Here is a 24,560-nt window from a genome sequence, read left to right as displayed (position 1 = left end):
TCTGCTTATATTTGCGGCTTTCGAACAAACAACTAAACGATGACTACTTTAAACGAATTAAACGCTATATCGCCAATTGATGGCAGGTATAGAAATAGGACTATTTCACTTTCTCCATTTTTCTCTGAAGAAGCTTTAATTAAATACCGTGTACTGGTAGAAATTGAATATTTTATCGCTTTGTGCGAAACTCCTTTACCTCAACTAGCAAATGTAAATCCAGGTTTATTCGGTAGTTTACGTAATATTTATAAAAACTTTTCTACGGAAGACGCACTTTGGATTAAAGAAACTGAAAAAGTGACAAATCATGACGTCAAAGCAGTTGAATATTTCATAAAAGACGCTTTTGAAAAATTAGGTTTATCAGAATTTAAAGAGTTCATCCATTTTGGTTTGACTTCTCAAGACATCAATAATACAGCAATTCCACTTTCAACGAAAGATGCTTTCGAAAAAGTGTATATGCCTTCTTTAATTACTTTGACTTCAAAATTAAAGGATTTAAGTATCGAATGGAAGGACATTCCAATGCTTGCTCGTACTCACGGTCAGCCAGCTTCCCCTACTCGTTTGGGTAAAGAAATTGGCGTTTTTGTAGAGCGTTTAGAAGAGCAAATGCGTTTGTTGTTTAATATTCCTTTTGCAGCTAAATTTGGTGGAGCAACTGGAAATTACAATGCACATCATGTAGCGTATCCGCAAATTGACTGGAGAAAATTTGGTGGTAAATTTGTTGAAGAAAACCTTGGTTTACACCACTCCTTCCCGACTACACAAATTGAGCATTATGATCACTTTGCAGCATTTTTTGATGCTTTAAAAAGAATCAATACTATTATTATTGATTTAGACAGAGATATTTGGACGTATGTTTCGATGGAATATTTCAAACAAAAAATTAAAGCAGGAGAAATAGGATCTTCGGCAATGCCACATAAAGTTAACCCTATTGATTTTGAAAATTCAGAAGGAAATTTAGGAATTGCAAATGCAATTTTCGAACATCTATCTGCTAAATTACCTGTGTCAAGATTGCAACGCGATTTAACCGATAGTACGGTTTTAAGAAATATTGGAGTTCCAATAGGACATACTTTAATTGCATTTGAAGCAACTTTGAAAGGATTGAACAAATTACTTTTAAACGAGCCTAAATTTCACGAAGATTTAGAGAAAAACTGGGCTGTTGTCGCAGAAGCTATTCAAACAATATTGCGTAGAGAGGCGTATCCAAATCCTTATGAAGCTCTGAAAGGTCTGACTCGAACAAATGAGGCGATTGACAAAAAAGCAATTCATGGTTTTATTGCAACACTTGATGTTTCAGATGAAATAAAAGCCGAACTAATGCAAATTACTCCTAGCAATTTCTTGGGAATATAAATACTACATTTTATCTTTAAATAATCAATTCCCATTAAAAAGAACGAAACACTTCCTTTTAATGGGAATTTTTCATTTTTTTCATTCGAAAAGTACTCGTTTTAACAAAAATTACTGTTTATAAAAAAATATTTTATATATCTTACCAAAATACAGAAAACCTTTAAAAAACGACTAAACGCCAATGAATACCGCAGAAACAGTAGCAAATGTATCGCTACACTTAGAACCTTTAATAAGTGATTTAGGATTAATACTAATGACAGCTGCAGTTGCAGTTTTATTATTTAAAAAGATAAAACAGCCACTTGTCTTAGGTTATTTGATAGCTGGTTTTTTAGCAGGAAATCACTTCGATTTTTTTCCTTCTATAAAAGATTTAAAAAGTGTAGAAGTTTGGGCTGAAATAGGAGTGATATTTTTACTGTTTAGTTTAGGACTCGAATTTAGCTTTAAGAAATTAATGAAGGTCGGCGGATCTGCATCAATTACCGCAGTCACGCAGATAATTGCAATGATCGCAATAGGTTATATGGTAGGCCAATGGATAGGCTGGAAACCCATGGACAGTGTATTTCTAGGAGTTATTCTTTCGGTTTCATCCACGACAATTATCCTCAAAACCTTTGAAGAACTTGGTGTAAAAACACAAAAATTTGCTGGAATCGTAATTGGTTCATTAATAGTGCAAGATATCGTGGCCATTTTAATGATGGTTTTACTTTCCACTATTGCAGTGAGTCAGCAGTTTTCAGGCGCTGAATTATTTATGTCTGTTTTGAAATTAATTTTCTTCTTAACAATTTGGTTTGTCGGAGGAATTTTCTTCATTCCCACATTATTGAAAAAAGCAAAGAACATATTAACAGATGAAATGCTATTGATAGTTTCACTAGCTCTATGTCTAATGATGGTTATTTTCGCCGCCAATGTTGGTTTTTCTCCTGCTTTAGGAGCATTTATTATGGGATCTATTATCGCAGAGACAACACAAGCGGAACATATTGAACATTTAGTAAAGCCTGTTAAAGATCTTTTTGGAGCTGTATTTTTCGTTTCCGTTGGAATGTTAATCAATCCAGATACTCTGTATGAATACGCTTTCCCAGTTGCTATATTAACATTTGTTGTAATTATAGGACAATCTATAAGTTCGACGATTGGTGCTTTGCTTTCTGGACTACCACTCAAGCAATCCGTGCAAACAGGAATGAGTTTATCGCAAATAGGGGAATTCTCATTCATAATAGCTACGCTTGGAATGTCATTGAATGTCACTAGTGATTTTTTATATCCTATTGTAGTGGCGGTATCAGCAGTGACAACTTTCACCACTCCATTTATGATTAAATTATCAACTCCGTTTTCTGAATTTATCGAAAGAAAATTACCCAGAAGATGGATTAAAAGAATTGAACGTTACAGTGCCAATGCGCAATCAATAAAGTTAGTAACGAATTGGCAAATTGTGGTTCGTGCTTTCTTAACACAGGTTATCATACATTCAGTTATTATTGTAGCGATGATATTGCTTTCTTCAAAGTATATTCTACCGCTTGTGGAAGATTCTAAGTTTGCAAACGTATTTGGTGTGCTTATCACTTTAGTTATAATTTCTCCATTTCTATGGGCACTGTCATTACGACGTGTTGCAGTAAAAGAAGTTGCTATTCTTAGGGAAGAGCGCAGGTATCGTGGACCTATTTTAATGATGGTTTTATTGCGAATGGTTTTAGCATTATTTTATATTGGATTGTTACTAAATGTATTTTTCTCTCCAGTTATTGCATTCGTAGCATTAATATTGGTCGTTCTTGGATACTTTATTTTCCCTAAAAAATTAAATGCACACTACCACAAAATCGAAGATCACTTCCTGAAAAATTTGAATGCTAGAGAAATTAAAAAAGCAATAAGAAGTAGAAGCGAATTAACTCCTTGGGACGGACACATGTCTACATTTGAAATTGCAGCTACATCAAATGTCGTTGGTAAAACACTTGAAGAACTGCGTATTAGAGAGCAATTAGGTATAAACATCGCTTTTATAAAACGCGGTGAATTCACTATAAATATTCCTAATAAAAATGAGCGATTATTTCCTAAAGACGAGATCTGTATCATTGGTACAGATGAGCAAGTGAATGAATTTAAAGCTTATTTACATTTTAACGAAATAGAACTTCCAGAAATTATTGAAACAGATATTGTCTTAAAACAACTAGAAATACAAGACGAAGAATTCATTGGTTCCACAATTAGAGAATCACAACTACGCGAAAAAACAAATGCGCTGATTGTAGGAATAGAGAGAAGTGGCAAACGAATTCTAAATCCAGAATCCTCAATGATATTAATGAAAAATGATATTCTTTGGGTTGTTGGAAGTAAAAAATTAATTAGGACTTTTTTCAAGAATTAATCCCATTACAAATCAATGTTCAATCCTGCTGAATTATTTTTTGATTAAGCAGGATTTTATAATTTTAAGTATAAGAATTAATCAATATTTTATATCTTTCAGCAAATGAAATGTTCTCAAAAACATTGTATTTCAAATAATTATACAAAATAATGGATTTAAAATATTTTTTTTAAAAATAAATTTAATGTCAAAGAATAAAATCTTGATCTTGTTTTCTCATCCTCTATTCGAAAAATCACATGCGAATAAAGCTCTAGTGGATAATATTCCGCAATCTGACCACATCACCTTTCATGATTTATATGAAGAATATCCTGATTTTGATATTGATGTTAAAAGAGAGCAATTATTGTTAAGTCAGCACGATATTATTATTTGGCACCATCCAATGTATTGGTACAGCTGTCCGCCACTTATGAAACAATGGATTGATATGGTTTTAGAACACAATTGGGCGTACGGAAAAAAGGGAAAAGCATTACTTGACAAAATTATATTCCAAGTTTTAACCACCGGCGGTGACAAAGAAAATTATTGCGAAACAGGAAGTGATCGCTACAGCATTCTCGAATTATTAGAACCCTTTAATCAAACTGCAAAAGTATGTAATATGATTTATTTGCCCCCTTTTGTAGTGCATGGAACGCACAATATGACAGGGGAAGATTATGCGAAAAATGGTCTAGTTTATGGCTACTTTTTAGACTATCTACAAAACACCAATTTGGATACAAATGAAATCTTGCAACATAACTATTTGAACGAATGGTTTGCCACAATACAAGTTTAATATGGAAACTGATTTTTTATTACAAGCAATTATTTATTTAGCAGCAGCTGTAATTTGCGTTCCTATTGCAAAGAAGTTGGGCTTGAGTTCTATTTTGGGTTATCTTATTGCTGGAATTGTTATCGGTCCTTACGTCCTTGGATTTATTGGTCAAGAAGGTCAAGATATAATGCACTTTGCTGAATTTGGCGTTGTAATGATGCTTTTCCTTATTGGTTTAGAACTAGAACCGAGGAAGTTTTGGAAAATGCGAAAATTCATTGTCGGTATGGGTTCTGCTCAATTGATAGGAACTACCGTCATTCTTTTTTTAGGCTTTCTTTTATTTATGGATTGGAGTTGGAAAACAGGATTAGCAATCTCATTGGCTTTAGCTTTATCATCCACTGCAATCGTTCTGCAAACTCTTAAAGAAAAAGGATTATTAAACACTTCTCTCGGGCGCTCCTCTTTTGCTGTTTTACTTTTCCAAGATATAGCTGTCATTCCCATTTTAGCTTTTTTACCTCTTTTATCTACGGTAAATATCGATGCCGTAAGTGATGGCCCGCAATCTTTAATTGCTGGATTCCCTAGTTGGTTACAAACCTTAATCGTACTCGGAATTATCTCAACTATATACTTTGCTGGTCGCTACGTATTCGTTCCTTTATTACATATTATCGCAAAAACGAGATTGCAGGAATTATTTACTGCCTCTGCTTTATTGTTAGTCGTGGGTGTTTCTTATTCTATGCAATTAGTAGGTTTAAGTCCCGCTCTTGGTGCTTTTATGGCTGGAGTCGTTTTAGCAAACTCGGAATTCCGTCATGAGCTAGAAGGAGATATTGCTCCATTTAAGGGGTTGCTTTTAGGACTCTTTTTTCTTGGTGTTGGTGCATCAATAAACTTTAAATTAATAATCGAAAACCCGTTATTCATATTTGTTTTTGGAGCGATCTTAACTTTAGTTAAATTCTTAGTATTATTTTTCATTAGCAGATTCAATAAAAAAAGAGTAGACCAGAATTTTCTATTCGCTTTTGGTTTAAGTCAGGCTGGAGAATTTGGATTTGTAATCATGAGTTTCTGTATGCAACTCAACATAATTCCGAATGTTTTGGCAAACCAAGTTATGGCTGTAATTGCGATGAGTATGGTTGCTACTCCATTTTTGCTATTGATTAATGAAAGATTAATTTATCCATTTACTAGAGCGAAAGAAAAAGTCAACGAACCCAAAAAAGAAAATGATTTTATCGACGAGCCTACTCCTGTTATTATTGCAGGTTTTGGTCACTTTGGTAGCACCGTGGGACGTTTACTAAAAGCCAATAAAGTAAAGTTAACCATTTTAGATTATGACTCTGAACGGATTGATTTACTTCGAAAAATGGGATTCAAAGTATATTACGGCGATGCAACTAGACTAGAATTACTTAAAGCTGCGGGTTGCGAAAATGCAAAACTTTTTATTGCTGCAATTGACAATCCATCAGTGAATTTACAAGTGATCGAAACATTAAAAAAACACTTTCCTCATTTGAAAATTTTAACTCGGGCGCGTAATCGAAATGATGCGTATGAACTAATTGATCACAAAGTCAAACATATCTACAGAGAAACTTTATTTAGTGCCGTAAATATGGGTGTTGATGCTTTGGTAGCTTTGGGTCATCGTAAATATTCAGCAACGAGACAAGGTCAGCAATTTATAAAATATGACGAAATTACAACTCGGAAGTTGGCTGAAAAGCGTCATGATAAAATGGCTTATATGATCACTATAAAAGAAGAGGTTGAATTGCAAGAAGAATTATTAAAAACTGATATCTATTCGCAAATTGCTGCAACTAATCATAGTTGGGACAGTGAGCATTTAAAGAATAATTTAGCAGATAATAATGAGTAAGGATTACCGTATTTAAAAAATAAAAAAGCATAATTAAAATCCTAAATGGAAATTAATTATGCTTTTTTTAAATTATTAAAAGAAACTATTTTACTGGAATATTAGCTAAAATTTCCAGAACGAATTTCCAGAATTTCTGAGAAGAAGAAATACTAGCTCTTTCATCTGGTGAATGCGCACCGTGAATAGTTGGTCCAAAAGAAATCATATCCATATCAGGATAATTAGTTCCTAGAATTCCACATTCTAATCCCGCGTGACACGCCACCACTTTTGGTTTCTCACCATTTTGTTTTTCGTAAATCGGTACCAATAAATCTAGAATTTCTGATTCTGAATTTGGAGTCCATCCTGGATACGATCCTGAAAACTCTACTTCACAGCCCATCAATTCAAATGCAGAACGTAAAGCGTTAGACAAATCAAATTTAGAAGTTTCAACAGAAGAACGAGTTAAGCATTGAACCGTAAGCTGTCCATTACCTAAAATTACTTTTGCAATATTATTAGAGGTTTCTACTAGATTATCAAAATCAGCGCTCATTCTATAGACCCCATTAGGAGCCGTATACATAGCTCGTACAAAGTAAAATTGCGCAATAGATGGCATCACTTTAGCGGGAGCTACATCCATTTTTTCAAAAACTACTTCTAAATTCGGCTCTGTAGTACTGAATTCAGTTTTGATTTCATTTACGATCTGTTGCATATCAAAAACGAAAGCTTCATCATAAACACCAGCAATAATAACTTTAGCCGTACTTTCTCTCGGAATAGCATTACGTAAACTTCCACCAACAATCTCTGAAATTTGCAGTCCAAAATTATCAAAACCATCAAATAATAAACGGTTCATAATTTTGTTAGCGTTACCTAGACCTTTGTGAATATCCATTCCCGAATGTCCACCATTTAAACCTTTTACAGTAATTGTATATCCTACAGAACCTTCAGGAGTTTCATCTTCATCATATTCTGCAGTTGCTGTTACATCAATTCCACCAGCACAACCTATGTCGATTTCATCATCTTCTTCAGTATCCATATTCAAAAGAATTTCTCCTTGAAGGACACCACCTTTAAGATTCAACGCTCCAGTCATTCCAGTTTCCTCGTCAATAGTAAACAAAGCCTCTATTGCAGGATGCGGAATATCAGTACTTTCTAAAATTGCCATTATCGCAGCAACTCCAAGACCGTTATCAGCACCTAGCGTAGTTCCTCTTGCGCGAACCCAATCCCCATCAACATACATATCAATTCCTTGGGTATCAAAATCAAAAACGGTATCCGAGTTTTTTTGATGTACCATGTCTAAATGTCCTTGAAGCACAATTGCTTTGCGGTTTTCCATTCCTGCCGTTGCTGGTTTACGAATAATTACATTACGGATTTCATCTTCAAAAGTTTCTAATCCAAGGCTTTCGCCAAAATTTTTCATAAACTCAATTACGCGATCTTCTTTTTTAGAAGGACGAGGAACAGCATTTAAATCAGCAAACTTATTCCAAAGTGCTTTTGGCTCTAGATTTCTTATTTCTATACTCATTTATTTTTGTTTCAGGTTTAACATTTTAAGAATCCAAAGTTACAAAGTTTAAATTCTTTTTCGGTACTAATTGATATTGTAATTATATTTACATTTCGAAAAAACATATCGTGAAAAGCAAATACATTCTCCCCTTCTTTTTATTCTTTCAAATAATATTCCTGAAAATTGTTCCTTACTTTCCCGAAGTTGTGGAACAATATTACAGTAATGGCCTCTATCCAATAGTTTCTAAAATTGAGCGAATTATTTTAGGGAGTACTCCATTTTCTGTTGGCGACATACTGTATTTTATTTTGATTGTATTAGGAATCAAATGGGTTATTCAAAAGCGCAGAACTTGGAAAAAAGAATGGAAAGACAATCTTATCGGAGTTTTGAGTTTCCTGTCCGTTTTTTATTTTTGCTTTCATCTGCTTTGGGGTTTTAATTATTACCGCCAACCACTTTTTGAGAAAATGTCAATTGAGCGTGATTATTCAGATGCCGATCTTTTGGCTTTCACCAGAAAAATAATCGCTAAAACAAATGCTGTCCACATTCAGATAACAAAAAATGATAGTTTGAAAGTAGTAGTTCCTTATTCGCAAGAACAAGTTTTTAAGATGAGTTTGAATGGATATAAAACTTTATCTAATCAATATTCTTTCTTCGATTATGAAAGCCCTAGTATCAAGAAGTCATTATTCAGTTTACCGCTAACCTATATGGGTTTTGGTGGATACTTGAATCCTTTTACTAATGAGGCCCAAGTAAATTACTTAGGTCCGATGTATAGTTTTCCAATGACGACCACTCACGAAATGGCACACCAAATAGGGTTTGCCAGCGAAAGTGAATGTAATTTTATAGGATTTCTAGCAGCTGTAAAAAATGACAATCATTACATTCAATATTCTGGTTACAGCATGGCTTTGCGCTATTGTTTAGGAAACTGGTATGCAAGAGATGAAAGAGTGTATGACGAATTATTAAAAACTGTACATCCAGGAATTTTAAAAAACTATCGAGAAAGTGAACTTTTCTGGAAACAGTATGACACTATTATTGACAAAGGTTTTCATGCTTTTTATGACCAATTCTTAAAGGTAAATCAGCAGCAAGACGGTTTGGAGAGTTATAGTAAATATGTCAATTTGCTAGTGAATTACTATAAGGAAAGAGAGTTTTGATTTTTGATTTTTGATTGTAGATTAACGATTTTTGACTTTTGATTTTGGAGCAATTAATAACAAGGTAAACTTTATTTAAATTCCATTCAAAGACTTATTACTAGTTACTAATTACTATTAACTCACTACCTCAAAAAATAATACTTTTTATATCTCATCGCTTATAAAAGTGGTGAAACTTTTCTTTTTATATGGTCTAATGATCAATCGACCTTCACGGTCGAAGCGAATGTAATTGTAAACCCAGTTCAGGAAAACTACTGCTTTATTTTTGAATCCAATTAGTGAAAATAAGTGAACAAACATCCAGACAAACCAAGCAAACACACCGCTAAAATTGTAGTTAGGTAAATCAACCACTGCTTTATTTCTACCAATTGTTGCCATTGAACCTTTATCTTTATATTCGAAAGCTTTCATAGGTTTATTTTGAAGTAATCGCACTAAGTTTTCTCCTAGCAATTTCCCTTGTTGTAAAGCGGGTTGCGCCATCATAGGATGTCCTTGTGGATACAATTCTGACTCCATTGAAGCAATGTCGCCTAAAGCAAAAATATCGCTATAACCTACCACTTGATTGAACTCGTTAACCCTAATTCTTTCTACTTTTTCAACTAATGATTTACTATCTAATCCAGCAACAATTGCACCTTGTACTCCCGCAGTCCAAATTACGGTTGCAGTTTCAAAAGTTAAATCGGAATTTGTCGTTATGGTACGACCGTCGTAATTAGTGACACGAACATTTTTCCAAATTTTCACTCCTAAGTTTTCTAAAAACTTCTCGGCTGCTGCAGAGGATTTCTCACTCATCGTGTTTAGTATTCTATCCCCACTTTGAATTAGGTTGATTTGCATTTTTGCAATATCAAGATCTGGATAATCTTTTTGAAGAATCGCTTTTTTCATTTCTGCCAAAGCGCCTGATAGCTCTACTCCTGTTGGTCCACCGCCAACGAGTACAAAATTGATTAAACTATTTTGCTCCGCTACATCTTTAGTTAAAACTGCTTGTTCGAAATTCTCTAATATCAGACTTCGAATGTTTAGTGATTGCGGTATGGTTTTCATAGCCATACTGTTTCGCTCTATTTCTTTGTTACCAAAATAATTAGTCTTCGAACCCGTCGCTATTACCAAATAATCATAACTCAACTCTCCTATTTCGGCAATTACTTTTTTATTGACCGTATCGATTTCTTCAACATTCGTTAGTCTGAAATAAAAATCATCATATTCTTGAATCACTTTCCGAATTGGATAAGCAATCGAGCCTGCTTCGAGTCCTCCCGTCGCAACTTGGTACATTAAAGGTTGGAAATTATGATAATTGTGCTTGTCTAAAAGAACGACTTGTACTTTTTTATTTTTTAATTTTTTAGCTAATGCAATTCCTGCGAAGCCGCCGCCAATAATAACTACTCTAGGTAATGTTGAATGTGGGATATTCATATAGATTCTTGATGCTGAAATTAAGATTTGCTAATATACGAAGTAATATCCTCTCCCCCAACCCCTCTCCGAAGGAGATGGGAGCCGAGTCTTGAAAACAATTGACGAATATTTAAATTGAAAACATTTTTGATTTGTGATTGATGAATAGTGTCCCGAACTTTCGGGATTGATTGTAGATTGAAAACCAAGTGTTAAACTTTAATGACTTTTTAACTAAATTGACTTTGTCACAAGAGTGTATTGAAAATAAAACGTGGTCATTTAGCCCTGATTGTAGTGACATCCCTTGCTGATTGTGTGCGTAGCGACACAATTAACAAGGATACAGCGCAAAGCAGGACAAAATAACTTTTTGAATTAATATGTATGTGCTCCTAAAAAAAAGCCGCTACTTTGTAACAAAATCCATCAATGGATTACTAACCTATATATGAGTGAAAATTTAGAACATTCTTTTGTCAAGCAGCTGCGTGAAAATCAGAATATAATCCACAAGATTTGTAGGTTATATACTAATGACGATGATGCCCACAAGGATTTGTTCCAAGAAATCACGATTCAGTTGTGGAAAGCATTCCCGAAGTTTAGAGGTGATAGTAAATTCTCCACTTGGGCTTATCGAGTAGCACTGAATACCGCAATTACGCTGTACAGAAAAACAAAGCGCTCCATAAATACAGTAGAATTTGAAGGAAGGCAGCATTTCCTGAATGATGTAGAGTATGATTATGAAGAAGAAGAACAAATGAAATTGATGTATAAGGCGGTTTACCAACTAAATGACATTGAGAAAGCGTTGATATTTATGTATCTTGAAGATAAGGATTATCATGAAATATCAGAAACACTAGGGATTAGCGAAGTTAATGCTCGTGTAAAAATGAATAGGATAAAAGGGAAATTAAAAAAAATATTAAATCCATTAGGAATATGAAAGAGCTGGATTTATTAAAAAAGGATTGGCAAAAGATCGATAATTCTTTTGCGCAAGTATCGGAAAATGACATTTATAAAATGATTCATAAAAGATCATCTTCCATTGTGAAGTGGATTTTTATAATTAGTATATTAGAATTTATAGTATTGAATTCATTAAGTTATTTAATGCCAACTGAAAAAACGAGTGAATCACCAATAGTTGAGATACTAATTAGCTTTTTAGATTATTTAAGCTATGGAGTGGCATTATTTTTTATGTATTTATTTTATAGAAATTACCGTTCTATTACTGTTACTTCGAATACAAAAAAGTTGATGGAATGCATATTAAATACTAGGAAAACTGTGCGCTATTACATTATTTTCAATCTAATGCTAGTTTTTGTTGTTTCAGTAATAGTATTCTTTAATGAATTCCAAAATGAAGCTGCAAATAGTCCGGGTGGAAAAATGGTTTTAATCTGTGTTCTAATGTTGTTTTTCATTGCATTTTTAATTGGCGCTGTATGGCTTTTTTATCAATTAATTTATGGAATTCTTCTAAAAAAACTAAATAGAAACTACATCGAATTAAGAAAAATTGACTTGTAAAATTGATAGTTTTGCAGTTGTCAAAAAATACTATTTTTAAATTTTTTATCAGTTAATATCGTTAAAAGAGTGAACTACTACCTTATTAACAGATCATTTTTAAAATACTTCGTTATTTTGTAAAGTTTAGACTAACAAACATCACCTATTTATTGCTTGTCTTTTCCTAATAATCTATCTTTGCATTCATAAAATTTTAAAAAATGATTAAGATTACTTTACCCGATGGGTCAATTAGAGAGTATGCTTCTGATGTAACTCCTATGGATGTTGCAAAAAGCATTAGTGAAGGATTTGCTAGAAATGTAATTTCAGCTTCTTTTAATGGTACAACTATTGAAACCTCTACTCCATTGACAACGGACGGAAATCTTACATTATTTACTTGGAACGACGAGAATGGTAAGAAAGCTTTTTGGCATTCTACTTCGCACGTTATGGCGCAAGTTTTAGAAGAAATGTATCCAGGAATTAAATTAACTCTTGGGCCAGCAATCTCTAATGGATTTTACTATGATGTTGATTTTGAAGATCATAAAATTACAGATGCTGATTTCAAAAAAATTGAAGACCGCGTTCTTGAAATTTCAAGAGGAAAACATGAGTTTAAATTACGCCCTGTAACTAAAGCAGAAGCTTTAGAATTATACAAAGACAACGTTTATAAAACAGAATTAATCACAAATCTTGAGGACGGAACAATTACATTCTGCGATCATGATACTTTTACTGATTTATGTCGTGGTGGGCATATTCCAAACACTGGGATTATCAAAGCGATGAAAATCATGAGTGTTGCTGGCGCTTACTGGCGTGGTGATGAGAAAAATAAGCAATTGACTCGTGTTTATGGAACATCATTCCCTAAACAAAAAGATCTGACAGAATACTTAGCGTTACTTGAAGAAGCAAAACGTCGAGATCATAGAAAATTAGGTAAAGAACTTGAATTATTTGCTTTTTCAGCAAAAGTTGGTCAAGGTTTACCTTTATGGTTACCAAAAGGAGCTGCTTTAAGAGAGCGTTTAGAGCAATTCTTGAAAAAAGCACAGAAAAAAGCAGGTTACGAGCAAGTGGTTACTCCACATATTGGTCAGAAAGAATTATATGTAACTTCCGGTCACTATGCAAAATACGGAGCTGATAGTTTTCAACCAATAACAACTCCGCATGAAGGTGAAGAGTTTTTATTAAAACCGATGAACTGTCCGCATCACTGCGAAATTTATAATGTACGTCCGTGGTCATATAAAGATTTACCAAAGCGTTATGCTGAGTTTGGTACTGTTTACAGGTACGAACAAAGTGGTGAATTACATGGTTTAACCCGTGTACGTGGTTTTACTCAAGACGATGCACATATTTTTTGTACGCCTGATCAATTAGACGAGGAATTTAAAAAAGTAATTGACTTGGTACTTTATGTATTTGGTTCTTTAGGTTTCGAAAATTTCACAGCTCAGATATCATTGAGAGACAAAGAAAATAGAGAAAAATATATTGGTACTGATGAGAATTGGGAAAAAGCAGAGAATGCGATCATAAGCGCTGCAGCCGATAAAGGATTAAATACTGTTATTGAATATGGTGAAGCTGCTTTCTACGGTCCAAAACTGGATTTCATGGTAAAAGATGCTTTAGGAAGACAATGGCAGTTAGGTACAATTCAGGTAGATTATAACTTACCAGAACGTTTTGATTTGACATACAAAGGTTCTGACAATGAATTACATAGACCTGTGATGATTCACAGAGCTCCATTTGGTTCAATGGAACGTTTTATAGCAATATTATTAGAACATACAGCAGGGAATTTCCCACTTTGGTTAATACCAGAACAGGCTATAATATTGTCTTTGAGCGAGAAATATGAAATATATGCGAAAAAAGTTTTAGATTTGCTAGAAAATCACGAAATTCGCGCCCTCATTGATAACAGAAACGAGACTATAGGCAAGAAAATTAGGGATGCAGAGATGCAAAAAATCCCATTCATGTTAATCGTAGGTGAAGAAGAAGAGAAAAATGGAACAATTTCTATCCGTCGTCACGGTCAAGAAGGGAAAGGAAATATTACAATTACAATCGATGAATTTGCTGCAATTGTAAATGATGAAATCAGCAAAACATTAAAAGTATTTACAGTTTAACTTAAATTATAAAGTCATAGCAATAAGAAGCAACAGAGGTTACCAACCTCGCGTAGAAAAAAAAGATGCCCATAGAATAAACGGCCTTATTCGTGGTATACAAGAAGTACGACTTGTAGGTGAAAATATAGAGCCTGGAGTTTTTAAACTTACAGAAGCGCTAAGATTGGCAGATCAATTCGAATTGGATTTAGTTGAAATCTCACCTAATGCTGAGCCGCCAGTTTGTAAAATAATGGACTACAAGAAATTTGTTTATGAACAAAAGAAACGTGATAAAGTCCTAAAAGCAAAATCTACTCAAGTTACTGTTAAAGAAATCCGTTTTGGACCACAAACAGATGAGCATGATTATGAATTTAAGAGAAAGAACGCAGAGAAATTCTTAAAAGAAGGTGCTAAGTTAAAAGCATTCGTTTTCTTTAAAGGACGTTCTATTATCTATAAAGATCAAGGTCAAATCTTATTATTAAGATTAGCAACAGATCTAGAAGAATTTGGTAAAGTAGAAGCTATGCCGGTTCTAGAAGGAAAGAGAATGATTATGTTCATTGCTCCTAAGAAGAAGAAATAAATAAGTCCAAAGTCGCAAGTTGTAATGTCTAAAGTTTTCACTTTATGACTTTAAAACTTTCTACTTTAAGACTAGAAGATAAGTAAGTAAGAATAAATTAAAACACTAGGAAAAAATGCCTAAAATGAAAACCAAATCTAGCGCCAAGAAACGTTTTAAAGTTACTGGTTCTGGAAAGATTAAAAGAAAGCATGCTTTTAAAAGTCACATCTTGACTAAAAAATCTAAAAAACGTAAATTAGCATTGACACATACTGCGCTAGTTCACAAAACAGATATGAAAAGTATTAAACAACAATTAAGAATTATCTAATAAGTCTAAAGTTAGAAAGTCTTAAAGTCTAAAGTTAATTACTTTCGACATCCGACTTTTGACATTTGACTAAAGATTTCTTTAGGTTAAAACAATTTAAAATAACCTTGGAGTATGGCCATTAAGTGCTTTTGATTAAATTCAAGCCGCCTGCTACAAAAAAACAATAAAATTATGCCAAGATCGGTAAATTCAGTTGCAAAAAGAGCAAGAAGAAAAAAAATAATGAAGCAAGCCAAAGGTTTCTTTGGTAGACGTAAAAACGTTTGGACAGTTGCTAAGAACGCGGTAGAGAAAGCAATGTGCTACGCTTACCGTGATAGAAAAGTGAATAAAAGAAATTTCCGTTCATTATGGATTCAGCGTATTAACGCTGGAGCTAGATTAGAAGGAATGTCTTATTCTCAATTCATGGGTCAGGTGAAAAAGAATAATATCGAATTGAACCGTAAAGTTCTTGCAGATTTAGCTATGAATCACCCAGAAGCTTTCAAAGCAATACTTAATAAAGTAAAATAAACGTTTTATCAACATAATTTAGATTACTTACTTATACAAACCCCATCCGCAATGCGAGATGGGGTTTTTTAATTTATAACGAAATATAAAACTAAAATAATTAATAGGTGTTCTTTTAAATATTAATTTCAGTAATTTCGTGCAATGAATTCAAATAACAAATATCCTCTCATTTGTATTAACGTAGTAATAATTCTTACTCTACTGTTGAATTCATGTGCTAAAGAAATACCTGAATTACCTAAAAAAAGAGACAGGACCACTATAAATAAGTATCTTGAACTTGGTTATAAGAGTAATGATAACAGTAATTTTGATAGTTCTTATTACTATTTTAATAAAGCAAGATATACTGCAGAAATACAAAAAGACACTTCGATAATCATTCACTCATTATCATGGATGGCTGAAATGCAGCGCAAACAGGGAGATTATTCCGGAAGCGAAGATACTAGCGTAGAGGCATTACCTTTCCTTGAAAATAACAACAAATATCCTTATGGAGAAACTAACTTATATATAGGCTTAGGAAATAATTACTTATTGACCTTTGATAACAAAAATGCTATATTTTATTTAAAAAAAGCTATAAATTCAAAAACAGACGAGCTAATAAGATGTCATATTATTAATAATATAAGTTTAGCTTACACGGAAGAAGGCAATTATCAAAAAGCAGTTGAAATTCTCTTACCATTAATTCAAAAAAAAGAGCTTATAAATAATCCAGAACATTATGCTTATGTTGTCGATAATCTAGGTAACAATTACTTTAAACTAGATAATGCAAAAGCACTTCCACTTTTAAACAAAGGTTTAGAACTCAGAAAGGAAATTAAAGATAACTGGGGATTATTATCGAGCTATTATAATTTATCAGAATATTACAAAAAGAAAAATCCAAACTTATCTAATACTTACTTACTTCTTGGTTTAGAAAAAGCTACAATACTAAATGTCATTGAAATACGTCTCAAATTTTTAAAAAGCTTAATAGAGCAAAATACAGGAGATGATTTAAAATCATTTGCTTTAGCTTACTTGCATCTGAACGATAGTATTCAAAAAGTCAGACAAAATTCTAAAAAACAATTTGCCAAAATAAAATATGATTCTAAAAAAGAAAAAGAAGAAAATATTAATCTTAGAACGCAAAAAATAGAGTCTGCACTTCAATTAGAAAAACAAAAAAATAAGAATTTATTACTTTATTTGGTTGTTGGACTTATTACCGTTATCGGTAGTTTTATTTACTATTTTTTATTTCAAAAAAGCAAGAAAGAAAAAATAAGAATATCTTACAAAACCGAAATCAGAATTGCCAAAAAATTACATGATGAGTTAGCAAACGATGTATATCAAGCGATGGCTTTTACTGAAACACAAGATTTATCTACCATTGAAAATAAAGAAACTTTACTTACCAATCTAGATACCATTTATTCGAGAACACGAAACATTTCAAGAGAAAATAGCAGCATTGAAACTGGAGTTTCATTCGTGCCAAATCTCAAGGAAATGATGTCTGGATTTAATACGACTTCCTTAAATATTATAATTAATGGATTGGAAGAAGTTAACTGGTTAAATATTGACGAAACTAAAAAGATTACTATTTATCGCGTAATCCAAGAACTATTAGTGAACATGAAAAAGCATAGTAAAAGCTCATTAGTTGTTTTAACTTTCAAAAAAATAGACGATAAATTACAGTTGGACTACAGTGATAATGGCGTTGGATTAGAACTTGATAAAATAATTTTGAAAAATGGTCTTCAAAATGTGGAAAACCGTATTCAAGCTATGGACGGAACAATTACTTTTGACAGTAAATCCAATAAAGGATTCAAAACGAAAATTGTTCTTCCCATCTAATTGAAAAAGTTATGTTTACCAAAGTTTTAATTGCTGAAGATTTAGATACTATTAGTTTTGCCATAATTCAATTATTACAAAAGTTAGGTATTAATGAAATCAACCATAGTAAATATTGTGATGACGCGTTTTTAAAAATTAAAAAAGCACTGCATGACGGTTTGCCTTATGATTTAATCATTAGCGATTTATCATTCAAAAGAGATCATAGAGACGACAAACTTACATCAGGAGAAGAACTTATCGAGGCGATAAAAAAGGTGCAACCAACTATAAAGACAATCGTCTTTTCAATTGAAGACAAATCTTTCCGAATTAAATCATTGTACACTAATTTAGGAATAAATGCTTACGTATGCAAAGGACGAGATAGCATTCAAGAACTTGAATCTACAATAAATCGTTTGTGTAATAATGAAGAAATAATAGTTTCAAACGAAATAGAAAGAAACTTAAGAACTAACACTCTACTTGAGATTGAGCGGTACGATATTTTACTTTTAAAGTCACTAGCGAAAGGATTAACAATTGAAGATATTTCAGCAGAATTCAAAAATTCTGAAATAAAACCTAATGGGAACAGCAGTCTAGAAAAGCGCGTTAATAAACTTAAAATATATTTCAAAGCTACTAATAATGTGCATCTGATTGCTATTACTAAAGATCTTGGTTTAGTATAAATAATTTACATTTAATTGTGAGAACTTTAGCCTAACATTCATTCTAAACTATTCAAAGCCGCAAGTTCATTTGCTCTCTTCAAATAGTAAAACAATTATAGCATTACTGCGTCTAACTATATAAATGACATTTTTTTTACAATGGGTTCGAATCTTTGGACTTAGTAGTACATTAAATAAAACTGCAATTAAAAATATTTAATGTTTATCGAATTTTCTATAAATTTTCAACTTAGAAAACCTGATTAACTAATTAACTTACAACACATTAGATCGCTTCTCCACATTCTTTAAAATACTACTACACTTCAATCTCTAAAATAATTTTAAAAAGTGCTTTTTATTATTATTTCTACTTCTTAAAAAAAAAGGTTGTTCCCTTCATCAATAGACTAAATAAAAAGCATTTCGGATAATTCAAATCTAATTTATGTCGTTAATGTTATGACGCTAATTACATTAATTTAGTTATAAAATTAATTTTTTTCTCGCTTTACGGTTTCCCGTAAACTTAAATCTTTCCATATCAGTAGTTTTGATGAGTTCTAATACCAAAATCAATTTAAGTTCTAAACTATCATTTCATACAATCAATTATAATTTCTGGACAGATAGTTTTTAACATTTAACATCAGAATATTCCGTTAGAAAAGATAATAACAAATTAAAATTGAGAGAGTTACAATAGAAATAATCCATATTTCAAAAGATAAACCATAAATAAAGTGAAAAAATATATTGTAGTTGGACTAATCTTCGCTTTCATATTGTGCTACAGCATTAAAGTAATTTACAATTCTAAATCTATAAAACAAGACCTTTTGCAAACGACCTACGAAACAGTAGAATCATCCTCAAAAGTTAGCAAAGGTGTAAAGACAGAAAAACTAAATAATGAAGGTGAAAAGATTAACTATTTTGAAAAACACAAAAAGAAAATTAACATCGATTATATACTAGAAAATAAAAATTTTACTGAATCACATTCATTTAGCAGACATAAAAAGGGAAAAATTTTTTATAGAAAAAATGTTAAAGCAGAATAATGGTTTTCTAAAGACCAAAAATTTAAATAGGAATTCATTACCAACGAAAGTAAATCTCTAAAGCAAACCAAATGTCATTATTCACTTTCGATCTACTATTTTCGGCTCAAATTTTCATCATCATATTAGGTGCAGTATTCATATTTTGTTTAGTTCATAGCATTTGGAAAAATAGATAAACCATAATAATTTAAATTTTAAAAAATCCAAGTAAGAAATTAAAGCTTAATGCTTTATAATTACAAATAATAGTTTGAGACACCGTCATTAAAATTGCACTCAAAAATTAAATTTATAATGCTACAAAACAATGATTGAATCACTCATAAAATTTATAAAAATTTGTAAGAATATCACTAAAAGTGGGTATTGCCGACTCGCAAAAATTGATGTTAATTTACACTTTCTCTAGAAAACAAAATAGCGTCTAAAAAACTATGAGTAGTATTGTGAATAGACCATTTCCTAATTACCATTCAACCATTTGATTATAAATAAAATTTTTGCACTTTAAAATAAAAAGCAAACAAAACCACTATTTAATCTTTATTCATAATTATAAAATGAACCTAACACACACTTTCGAAATTCTGAATATCGAGAAAAACAGATTAATTGCTATTTCTAAGAAAACAGTAAAAAAAGAAATAATGTTTTCTGATCTTGATGCAATCTACATTACTGTTCGGAAATCATCAAATTTTAATAATGCTGTTTTTTTACTTTTATCGGTACTTCTTCTTAGTGTTTTCTTGTTCTTCATATCACATGATATTGCACTTCTTATCCCACCTGGATTAATCATTCTTACGATAATCAAGATGAATTACTACAAAGGTTACGATTTAAAAATACGTTTGAAAAACGGTACTATTTTTAAAATGAAGTTTCCTGTCGAACTTAAAAATGAAAACATAAACATCGTAAATCTTATACGAAAGCGCGTTTATGATTATAGAATTGCAAATTAATAGCCTTAGATGTTAATATAAATTAATTTATTGTCACTTGAGCTTGAAATTAATTAGCTACATTTTAACAATAATCATTCAAACTATCCAAGTAATAAAAAAATATAAATATCTAATTACTAATTTCTACTTGATTCATGATAATCTGAAATAGTAAAAGTTTCGTTTTAAAATATAAGCACTAGTGCATTATTATAACAAGAGACAATTATTTATTTAGTACTATTGTAGTAACTTAAAAAAAGTATAAGTGTTTTAGACAGTAACTTTAAATTACTAGAGCAGGAATGATATACAGTTTAAAAATCAATTATACCAAAGCATTTACTATAATATTATTATTACTTTGCTTTTCTACTACATTATCAGCACAAGTCAAACTCCTCTCTTGGAACATCGAAAACTTAGGCAAATCAAAATCAGATTCTACAATCGTTTACATCGCTGACACAATTAAAAACTATGACATTATCACCATACAAGAAGTGGTTGCAGGTTATGGTGGCGCACAAGCAGTAGCGAGATTAGCAGATGAACTGAATCTTAAAGGAGCTGAATGGGATTATACGATTAGCGACCCAACAAGCAGTAGCGCTTATAAAACGGAACGCTACGCGTTTATTTGGAGAACAAGCAAAGTAAAGCAAATAGGAAAAGCTTGGCTGGAACAAAAATACCATTTAGAGATTGATAGGGAGCCTTACTTCTGTACTTTTCAATATCAGGGCAAAGAATTTACGGTAGTTAATTTTCATGCGATCACTAAAAATAGACAGCCGGAAACTGAAATTAAATATTTTAAGTTTTTACCAGCGGAATATCCTGATCTAAATTTAATTTTTGCTGGAGATTTCAATTGTCCGCAATCGCATACCGTTTTTAATCCTTTGAAGAAAATGGGCTATCAATCTATTTTAATAGGACAAAAAACATCACTCAAAAAAGAATGTCGTGAGGATCTATGTTTAGCATCAGAGTTTGACAACATGTATTTCAATATTGCTAAAGTTAGGTACATTAACTCAGGTGTCATTCCCTTCTATAAAAGTTTCACTAAACTAAAAGAGGCTAGAAAAATTTCAGATCACATTCCAATTTGGTTTGAATTCTCCGTAAATTAAAAATGATCATTTGAAAATATCTAAAAGATAAAAGACAACCAAAATAATTTATACCTCAACCCAAAAATTACGTTTTCATTTTCTTCTTTCTTGCTGCTGGAAATAAAACATTATTTAAAATCAATCGATATCCTGGTGAATTTGGATGTAAATCTAATACTGTAGGAGCATCACCTACTTGGTGTTCGTAATCTTCTGGATCGTGACCGCCGTAGAAAGTAAACATTCCTTTTCCTTTTTGTCCATGAATGTAGCGCGCTTCACCGTTTATCTCACAAGTTCCCATAGTTAACACATTCGACTTGATAAGTGCAGCATCAAATGCGGTAGTTTGTCCCATAAACCCTTTTACTAATTGTGTATGGTTTTGACAAAGCATGCTCGGAATTGGATCCCATTTTGCAGAAAACTCCATTAACGTAAAATAATCTTTGGCAGCGGGAAGCTTTCGTTTTGATGTCATATCAATATCTGAGAACTCATAAACTTCTGGTCTTCTTTCCAAAGTAAAATCTTTAAACGCAAAAGAATTACTAAAATTAATTTTCAATTGATAATTTCCTTCGCTTGCATCCCCATCAAACATTGCCTCACAAATATCCAATCCATCAGCTGCTAATGCAATATCAAAACTGTCAGTTGCAGAGCACATAGCAAACATAAATCCACCACCAACAACGAAATCTCTAATTTTTTTGGCTACAGCTCCCTTTTCTTCAGATACTTTCGAATATCCTAATTTTGCAGCTAAATTTTCGGCTTCCTTCTTTTGGTCAATGTACCACGGAACATTTTTGTAGGAACCGTAAAATTTGCCATATTGTCCGGTAAAATCTTCATGATGTAAGTGCAACCAATCGTAAAGCACTAACTGATCACCTAAAACTTCTTCATCATAAACAGCTGTAAAAGGAATTTCAGCGTAGGTAAGTACTAATGTAACGGCATCATCCCACGGTTGCTTTCCTTTTGGAGTGTAAACAGCAATTTTTGGTGCTTTCTCTAATACCACTGATTCCATATTTTGAGAAGGACTTGCAATTTCATTCAAAATAGAAATTTGTTCAGCATCAGAAATAACTTCGAAATTAACGCCTCGTATTTGACATTCCTTTCTAATTTCAACTGCATCTGGAAGTAAGAAAGAGCCACCACGATAATTGAGTAACCAGCTCGCTTTATAATTTTTATCCAAGCACCAAAAAGTTATTCCGTACGCCTTCAAATGATTTTGTTGCGTGGTTTCATCCATTGGAATCAAAATAAAAGAACCTCTAACTGAAAAGGAAGCAAGCAAAATTAAGATCCAGAGTAACCGTGATAAAAGCATGGCAGTTTGTTTTTATTTCAAAGATAAACGAATTTACAGAACTTAAAAGATAAAAAAAATCCGTCTTCTTTGTTAAGAAAACGGATTTTAAAATATCTTTGGTATTCCTTAAAAAGGAACATCACTATCATCTTCTGGATCATTAAAATTACTTCCAAAGGCTTCATTTGGCGATGGTAAGTTTTTAGTTGTAAAAGGATTGTCATCCTGATTCATACTTGAAGGTAAATCATCATAATTACCGCTATGATCTTCGAGATTATCAAACTTTCCTAAATGTCCAATAAATTTCAATCTTACATTTTCAATACTACCGTTACGGTGTTTTGCAATCATAATTTCGGCTTGACCTGCAGTAGGAGAAGCTTCGTCATCATCCCACTCATCAATTTTGTAATACTCAGGACGATATAAAAAAGAAACGATATCTGCATCCTGCTCAATCGCTCCAGATTCACGTAAATCTGATAATAAGGGTCTTTTACTAGATCCACGAGTTTCAACCGCACGCGACAGCTGAGACAGCGCAATTACTGGCACATTCAGTTCTTTTGCTAAAGCTTTTAAGTTTCTAGAAATTGTTGATATCTCTTGCTCCCTATTTCCACCACCTTTTCCATTTCCTCCAGCGGTCATCAATTGCAAATAATCGACAATAATGATCCTAATTCCATGCTGTGAAACTAATCGTCGCGCTTTGGCACGTAAATCAAAAATTGATAAAGATGGAGTATCATCAATGTAAAGAGGTGCTTTTTCTAAATTTTTAACTTTGGTACTTAATTGTTCCCATTCGTGCTTTTCTAATTTACCAGTACGCAGTTTCTCTGATGACAAACCTGTTTCTGATGAAATCAAACGAGTAATTAATTGGACAGATGCCATCTCAAGCGAAAATAATGCGACAGGCATACCATAATCGATTGCCATATTTCTTGCCATCGATAAGACAAAAGCTGTTTTCCCCATTGCTGGTCTCGCAGCAATAATAATTAAATCGCTTGGTTGCCAACCCGAAGTTATCTTGTCTAATTTATCAAATCCAGTAGCTACACCACTCAATCCTTCTTGTCCTGCAATTTCCTCAATACGTTTTTTAGCCTGCAAAACTAAACTTTGAGCTGTTTCAGAACTACGTTTTATATTTCCTTGCGTTACTTCGTATAGTTTTGTTTCTGCACGATCTAGTAAATCAAAAACATCTGTTGTTTCATCGTAGGAATCTTCGATAATTTCTGTTGAAATTCGAATCAAACTACGTTGTATAAATTTTTGAAGAATAATTCTAGAATGAAATTCAATATGTGCTGAAGAAGATATCTTTTGCGTAAGCTGAATTAGATAAAAATCACCACCTGCAAGTTCTAATTTGGCATTTTTCTTTAGTTGTGCCGAAACGGTTAACAAGTCAATTGGTTGCGTCTCCGTAAACAACTGAACGATAGCTTCAAAGATATATTTGTGTGCTTCTTTATAGAAAGCGTCGGGCTGTAAGATGTCAATTACATCATCAACTCCTTTTTTGTCAATCATCATTGCACCCAACACAGCTTCTTCTAAATCAAGAACTTGCGGTTGCAATTTTCCTTTTTCAAGGCTTATTATAGTAGTTTTATCAACCTTAACTGGACTGATATTTCTAAAGTTTTCCATAGAGCGAAAGTAACTAAAATTAAAAAAAGATAGCCGTTGAGTTATTACTTTTAATTGTTGATAACCAACTATTTTTTGTTCATAACCCAAAAAAAATCCGTCTCATTTGTAAACGAGACGGATTATATAT

20 protein-coding genes are annotated in these 24,560 nt (G+C 32.4%); 16 read left to right on the top strand and 4 right to left on the bottom strand.

Going from position 1 to position 24,560, the window contains the following annotated elements:
* Window positions 1-39: 39 nt before the first annotated feature.
* The 4 genes from purB (at window position 40) to BC961_RS12100 (ending at window position 6,492) form a co-directional block, all read left to right on the top strand.
* Window positions 40-1,386: an adenylosuccinate lyase gene (gene purB, locus BC961_RS12115; protein ID WP_121926101.1), complete on the top strand. Its 1,347-nt coding sequence runs from the start codon at window positions 40-42 to the stop codon at window positions 1,384-1,386.
* A 184-nt stretch (window positions 1,387-1,570) separates the two neighbouring features.
* Window positions 1,571-3,808 (top strand): cation:proton antiporter domain-containing protein, encoded by a 2,238-nt coding sequence (locus BC961_RS12110; RefSeq protein ID WP_121926100.1) that lies wholly within the window; start codon window positions 1,571-1,573, stop codon window positions 3,806-3,808.
* A gap of 187 nt (window positions 3,809-3,995) precedes the next feature.
* A complete protein-coding gene (locus tag BC961_RS12105; RefSeq protein ID WP_121926099.1) occupies window positions 3,996-4,601 on the top strand; it encodes an NAD(P)H-dependent oxidoreductase in 606 nt (201 codons plus the stop codon).
* A gap of 1 nt (window position 4,602) precedes the next feature.
* Complete coding sequence (locus BC961_RS12100; RefSeq protein ID WP_121926098.1) at window positions 4,603-6,492, top strand: monovalent cation:proton antiporter-2 (CPA2) family protein; 1,890 nt, start codon at window positions 4,603-4,605, stop codon at window positions 6,490-6,492.
* Between the two features lie 85 nt (window positions 6,493-6,577).
* On the opposite strand, the gene BC961_RS12095 is transcribed toward BC961_RS12100, so the two are convergent.
* Window positions 6,578-8,041 (bottom strand): aminoacyl-histidine dipeptidase, encoded by a 1,464-nt coding sequence (locus BC961_RS12095; RefSeq protein WP_121926097.1) that lies wholly within the window; start codon window positions 8,039-8,041, stop codon window positions 6,578-6,580.
* Between the two features lie 110 nt (window positions 8,042-8,151).
* On the opposite strand from BC961_RS12095, the gene BC961_RS12090 reads away from it, so the two are divergent.
* Window positions 8,152-9,213: a DUF3810 domain-containing protein gene (locus tag BC961_RS12090; RefSeq protein WP_121926096.1), complete on the top strand. Its 1,062-nt coding sequence runs from the start codon at window positions 8,152-8,154 to the stop codon at window positions 9,211-9,213.
* Window positions 9,214-9,360: 147 nt separating this feature from the next.
* Here the strand turns inward: BC961_RS12090 and BC961_RS12085 are convergent, their stop codons facing one another.
* Window positions 9,361-10,665: an NAD(P)/FAD-dependent oxidoreductase gene (locus tag BC961_RS12085; RefSeq protein WP_121926095.1), complete on the bottom strand. Its 1,305-nt coding sequence runs from the start codon at window positions 10,663-10,665 to the stop codon at window positions 9,361-9,363.
* Window positions 10,666-11,098: 433 nt separating this feature from the next.
* Between BC961_RS12085 and BC961_RS12080 the strand changes: the two genes are divergently transcribed.
* From BC961_RS12080 to BC961_RS12030, 11 genes are all read left to right on the top strand, one after another.
* Window positions 11,099-11,602: an RNA polymerase sigma factor gene (locus tag BC961_RS12080; RefSeq protein ID WP_121926094.1), complete on the top strand. Its 504-nt coding sequence runs from the start codon at window positions 11,099-11,101 to the stop codon at window positions 11,600-11,602.
* Entirely contained in the window at window positions 11,599-12,198 is a 600-nt protein-coding gene (locus tag BC961_RS12075) for a hypothetical protein (protein WP_121926093.1), read from the top strand. The genes BC961_RS12080 and BC961_RS12075 overlap by 4 nt, the downstream gene beginning before the upstream one ends.
* 203 nt (window positions 12,199-12,401) lie before the next feature.
* On the top strand, window positions 12,402-14,348 hold the full coding sequence (gene thrS / locus BC961_RS12070) for a threonine--tRNA ligase (protein WP_121926092.1): 1,947 nt from the start codon (window positions 12,402-12,404) through the stop codon (window positions 14,346-14,348).
* Between the two features lie 16 nt (window positions 14,349-14,364).
* Window positions 14,365-14,922, top strand: coding sequence for a translation initiation factor IF-3 (gene infC / locus BC961_RS12065; RefSeq protein ID WP_370566874.1), 558 nt, complete (start codon window positions 14,365-14,367; stop codon window positions 14,920-14,922).
* Between the two features lie 115 nt (window positions 14,923-15,037).
* Window positions 15,038-15,235, top strand: coding sequence for a 50S ribosomal protein L35 (rpmI, locus tag BC961_RS12060; protein ID WP_121926091.1), 198 nt, complete (start codon window positions 15,038-15,040; stop codon window positions 15,233-15,235).
* 174 nt (window positions 15,236-15,409) lie between these two features.
* Window positions 15,410-15,754, top strand: coding sequence for a 50S ribosomal protein L20 (gene rplT, locus BC961_RS12055; protein ID WP_121926090.1), 345 nt, complete (start codon window positions 15,410-15,412; stop codon window positions 15,752-15,754).
* 144 nt (window positions 15,755-15,898) lie between these two features.
* Window positions 15,899-17,629, top strand: a complete 1,731-nt coding sequence (locus tag BC961_RS12050) for a tetratricopeptide repeat-containing sensor histidine kinase (RefSeq protein WP_147440542.1) — start codon at window positions 15,899-15,901, stop codon at window positions 17,627-17,629.
* A gap of 11 nt (window positions 17,630-17,640) precedes the next feature.
* Window positions 17,641-18,309: a DNA-binding transcriptional response regulator gene (locus BC961_RS12045; RefSeq protein ID WP_121926088.1), complete on the top strand. Its 669-nt coding sequence runs from the start codon at window positions 17,641-17,643 to the stop codon at window positions 18,307-18,309.
* Between the two features lie 725 nt (window positions 18,310-19,034).
* A complete protein-coding gene (locus BC961_RS12040) occupies window positions 19,035-19,355 on the top strand; it encodes a hypothetical protein (protein ID WP_121926087.1) in 321 nt (106 codons plus the stop codon).
* 563 nt (window positions 19,356-19,918) lie between these two features.
* Window positions 19,919-20,326, top strand: coding sequence for a hypothetical protein (locus BC961_RS12035; protein WP_121926086.1), 408 nt, complete (start codon window positions 19,919-19,921; stop codon window positions 20,324-20,326).
* 287 nt (window positions 20,327-20,613) lie between these two features.
* The gene (locus tag BC961_RS12030) at window positions 20,614-21,447 is read left to right on the top strand and encodes an endonuclease/exonuclease/phosphatase family protein (RefSeq protein ID WP_245980923.1); all 834 of its coding nucleotides are present in this window, start codon (window positions 20,614-20,616) and stop codon (window positions 21,445-21,447) included.
* Between the two features lie 67 nt (window positions 21,448-21,514).
* Here the strand turns inward: BC961_RS12030 and BC961_RS12025 are convergent, their stop codons facing one another.
* Window positions 21,515-22,777, bottom strand: coding sequence for an asparagine synthetase B (locus BC961_RS12025; RefSeq protein WP_121926085.1), 1,263 nt, complete (start codon window positions 22,775-22,777; stop codon window positions 21,515-21,517).
* 108 nt (window positions 22,778-22,885) lie between these two features.
* Window positions 22,886-24,430: a replicative DNA helicase gene (dnaB, locus tag BC961_RS12020; RefSeq protein ID WP_121926084.1), complete on the bottom strand. Its 1,545-nt coding sequence runs from the start codon at window positions 24,428-24,430 to the stop codon at window positions 22,886-22,888.
* Between the last annotated feature and the right edge of the window lie 130 nt (window positions 24,431-24,560).

Source organism: Flavobacterium weaverense (genome assembly GCF_003688495.1).
Lineage (GTDB): Bacteria > Bacteroidota > Bacteroidia > Flavobacteriales > Flavobacteriaceae > Flavobacterium > Flavobacterium weaverense.
Note: the sequence above shows the minus strand (reverse complement) of the source record. Positions and strands in the feature narration are given on the sequence as shown.

Coding starts and splice junctions, on each gene's coding strand:
- purB (WP_121926101.1), top strand. CDS start 40: ATGACTACTTTAAACGAATTAAACGCTATATCGCCAATTGATGGCAGG.
- BC961_RS12110 (WP_121926100.1), top strand. CDS start 1,571: ATGAATACCGCAGAAACAGTAGCAAATGTATCGCTACACTTAGAACCT.
- BC961_RS12105 (WP_121926099.1), top strand. CDS start 3,996: ATGTCAAAGAATAAAATCTTGATCTTGTTTTCTCATCCTCTATTCGAA.
- BC961_RS12100 (WP_121926098.1), top strand. CDS start 4,603: ATGGAAACTGATTTTTTATTACAAGCAATTATTTATTTAGCAGCAGCT.
- BC961_RS12095 (WP_121926097.1), bottom strand. CDS start 8,041: ATGAGTATAGAAATAAGAAATCTAGAGCCAAAAGCACTTTGGAATAAG.
- BC961_RS12085 (WP_121926095.1), bottom strand. CDS start 10,665: ATGAATATCCCACATTCAACATTACCTAGAGTAGTTATTATTGGCGGC.
- BC961_RS12080 (WP_121926094.1), top strand. CDS start 11,099: ATGAGTGAAAATTTAGAACATTCTTTTGTCAAGCAGCTGCGTGAAAAT.
- BC961_RS12075 (WP_121926093.1), top strand. CDS start 11,599: ATGAAAGAGCTGGATTTATTAAAAAAGGATTGGCAAAAGATCGATAAT.
- thrS (WP_121926092.1), top strand. CDS start 12,402: ATGATTAAGATTACTTTACCCGATGGGTCAATTAGAGAGTATGCTTCT.
- rpmI (WP_121926091.1), top strand. CDS start 15,038: ATGCCTAAAATGAAAACCAAATCTAGCGCCAAGAAACGTTTTAAAGTT.
- rplT (WP_121926090.1), top strand. CDS start 15,410: ATGCCAAGATCGGTAAATTCAGTTGCAAAAAGAGCAAGAAGAAAAAAA.
- BC961_RS12050 (WP_147440542.1), top strand. CDS start 15,899: ATGAATTCAAATAACAAATATCCTCTCATTTGTATTAACGTAGTAATA.
- BC961_RS12045 (WP_121926088.1), top strand. CDS start 17,641: ATGTTTACCAAAGTTTTAATTGCTGAAGATTTAGATACTATTAGTTTT.
- BC961_RS12035 (WP_121926086.1), top strand. CDS start 19,919: ATGAACCTAACACACACTTTCGAAATTCTGAATATCGAGAAAAACAGA.
- BC961_RS12030 (WP_245980923.1), top strand. CDS start 20,614: ATGATATACAGTTTAAAAATCAATTATACCAAAGCATTTACTATAATA.
- BC961_RS12025 (WP_121926085.1), bottom strand. CDS start 22,777: ATGCTTTTATCACGGTTACTCTGGATCTTAATTTTGCTTGCTTCCTTT.
- dnaB (WP_121926084.1), bottom strand. CDS start 24,430: ATGGAAAACTTTAGAAATATCAGTCCAGTTAAGGTTGATAAAACTACT.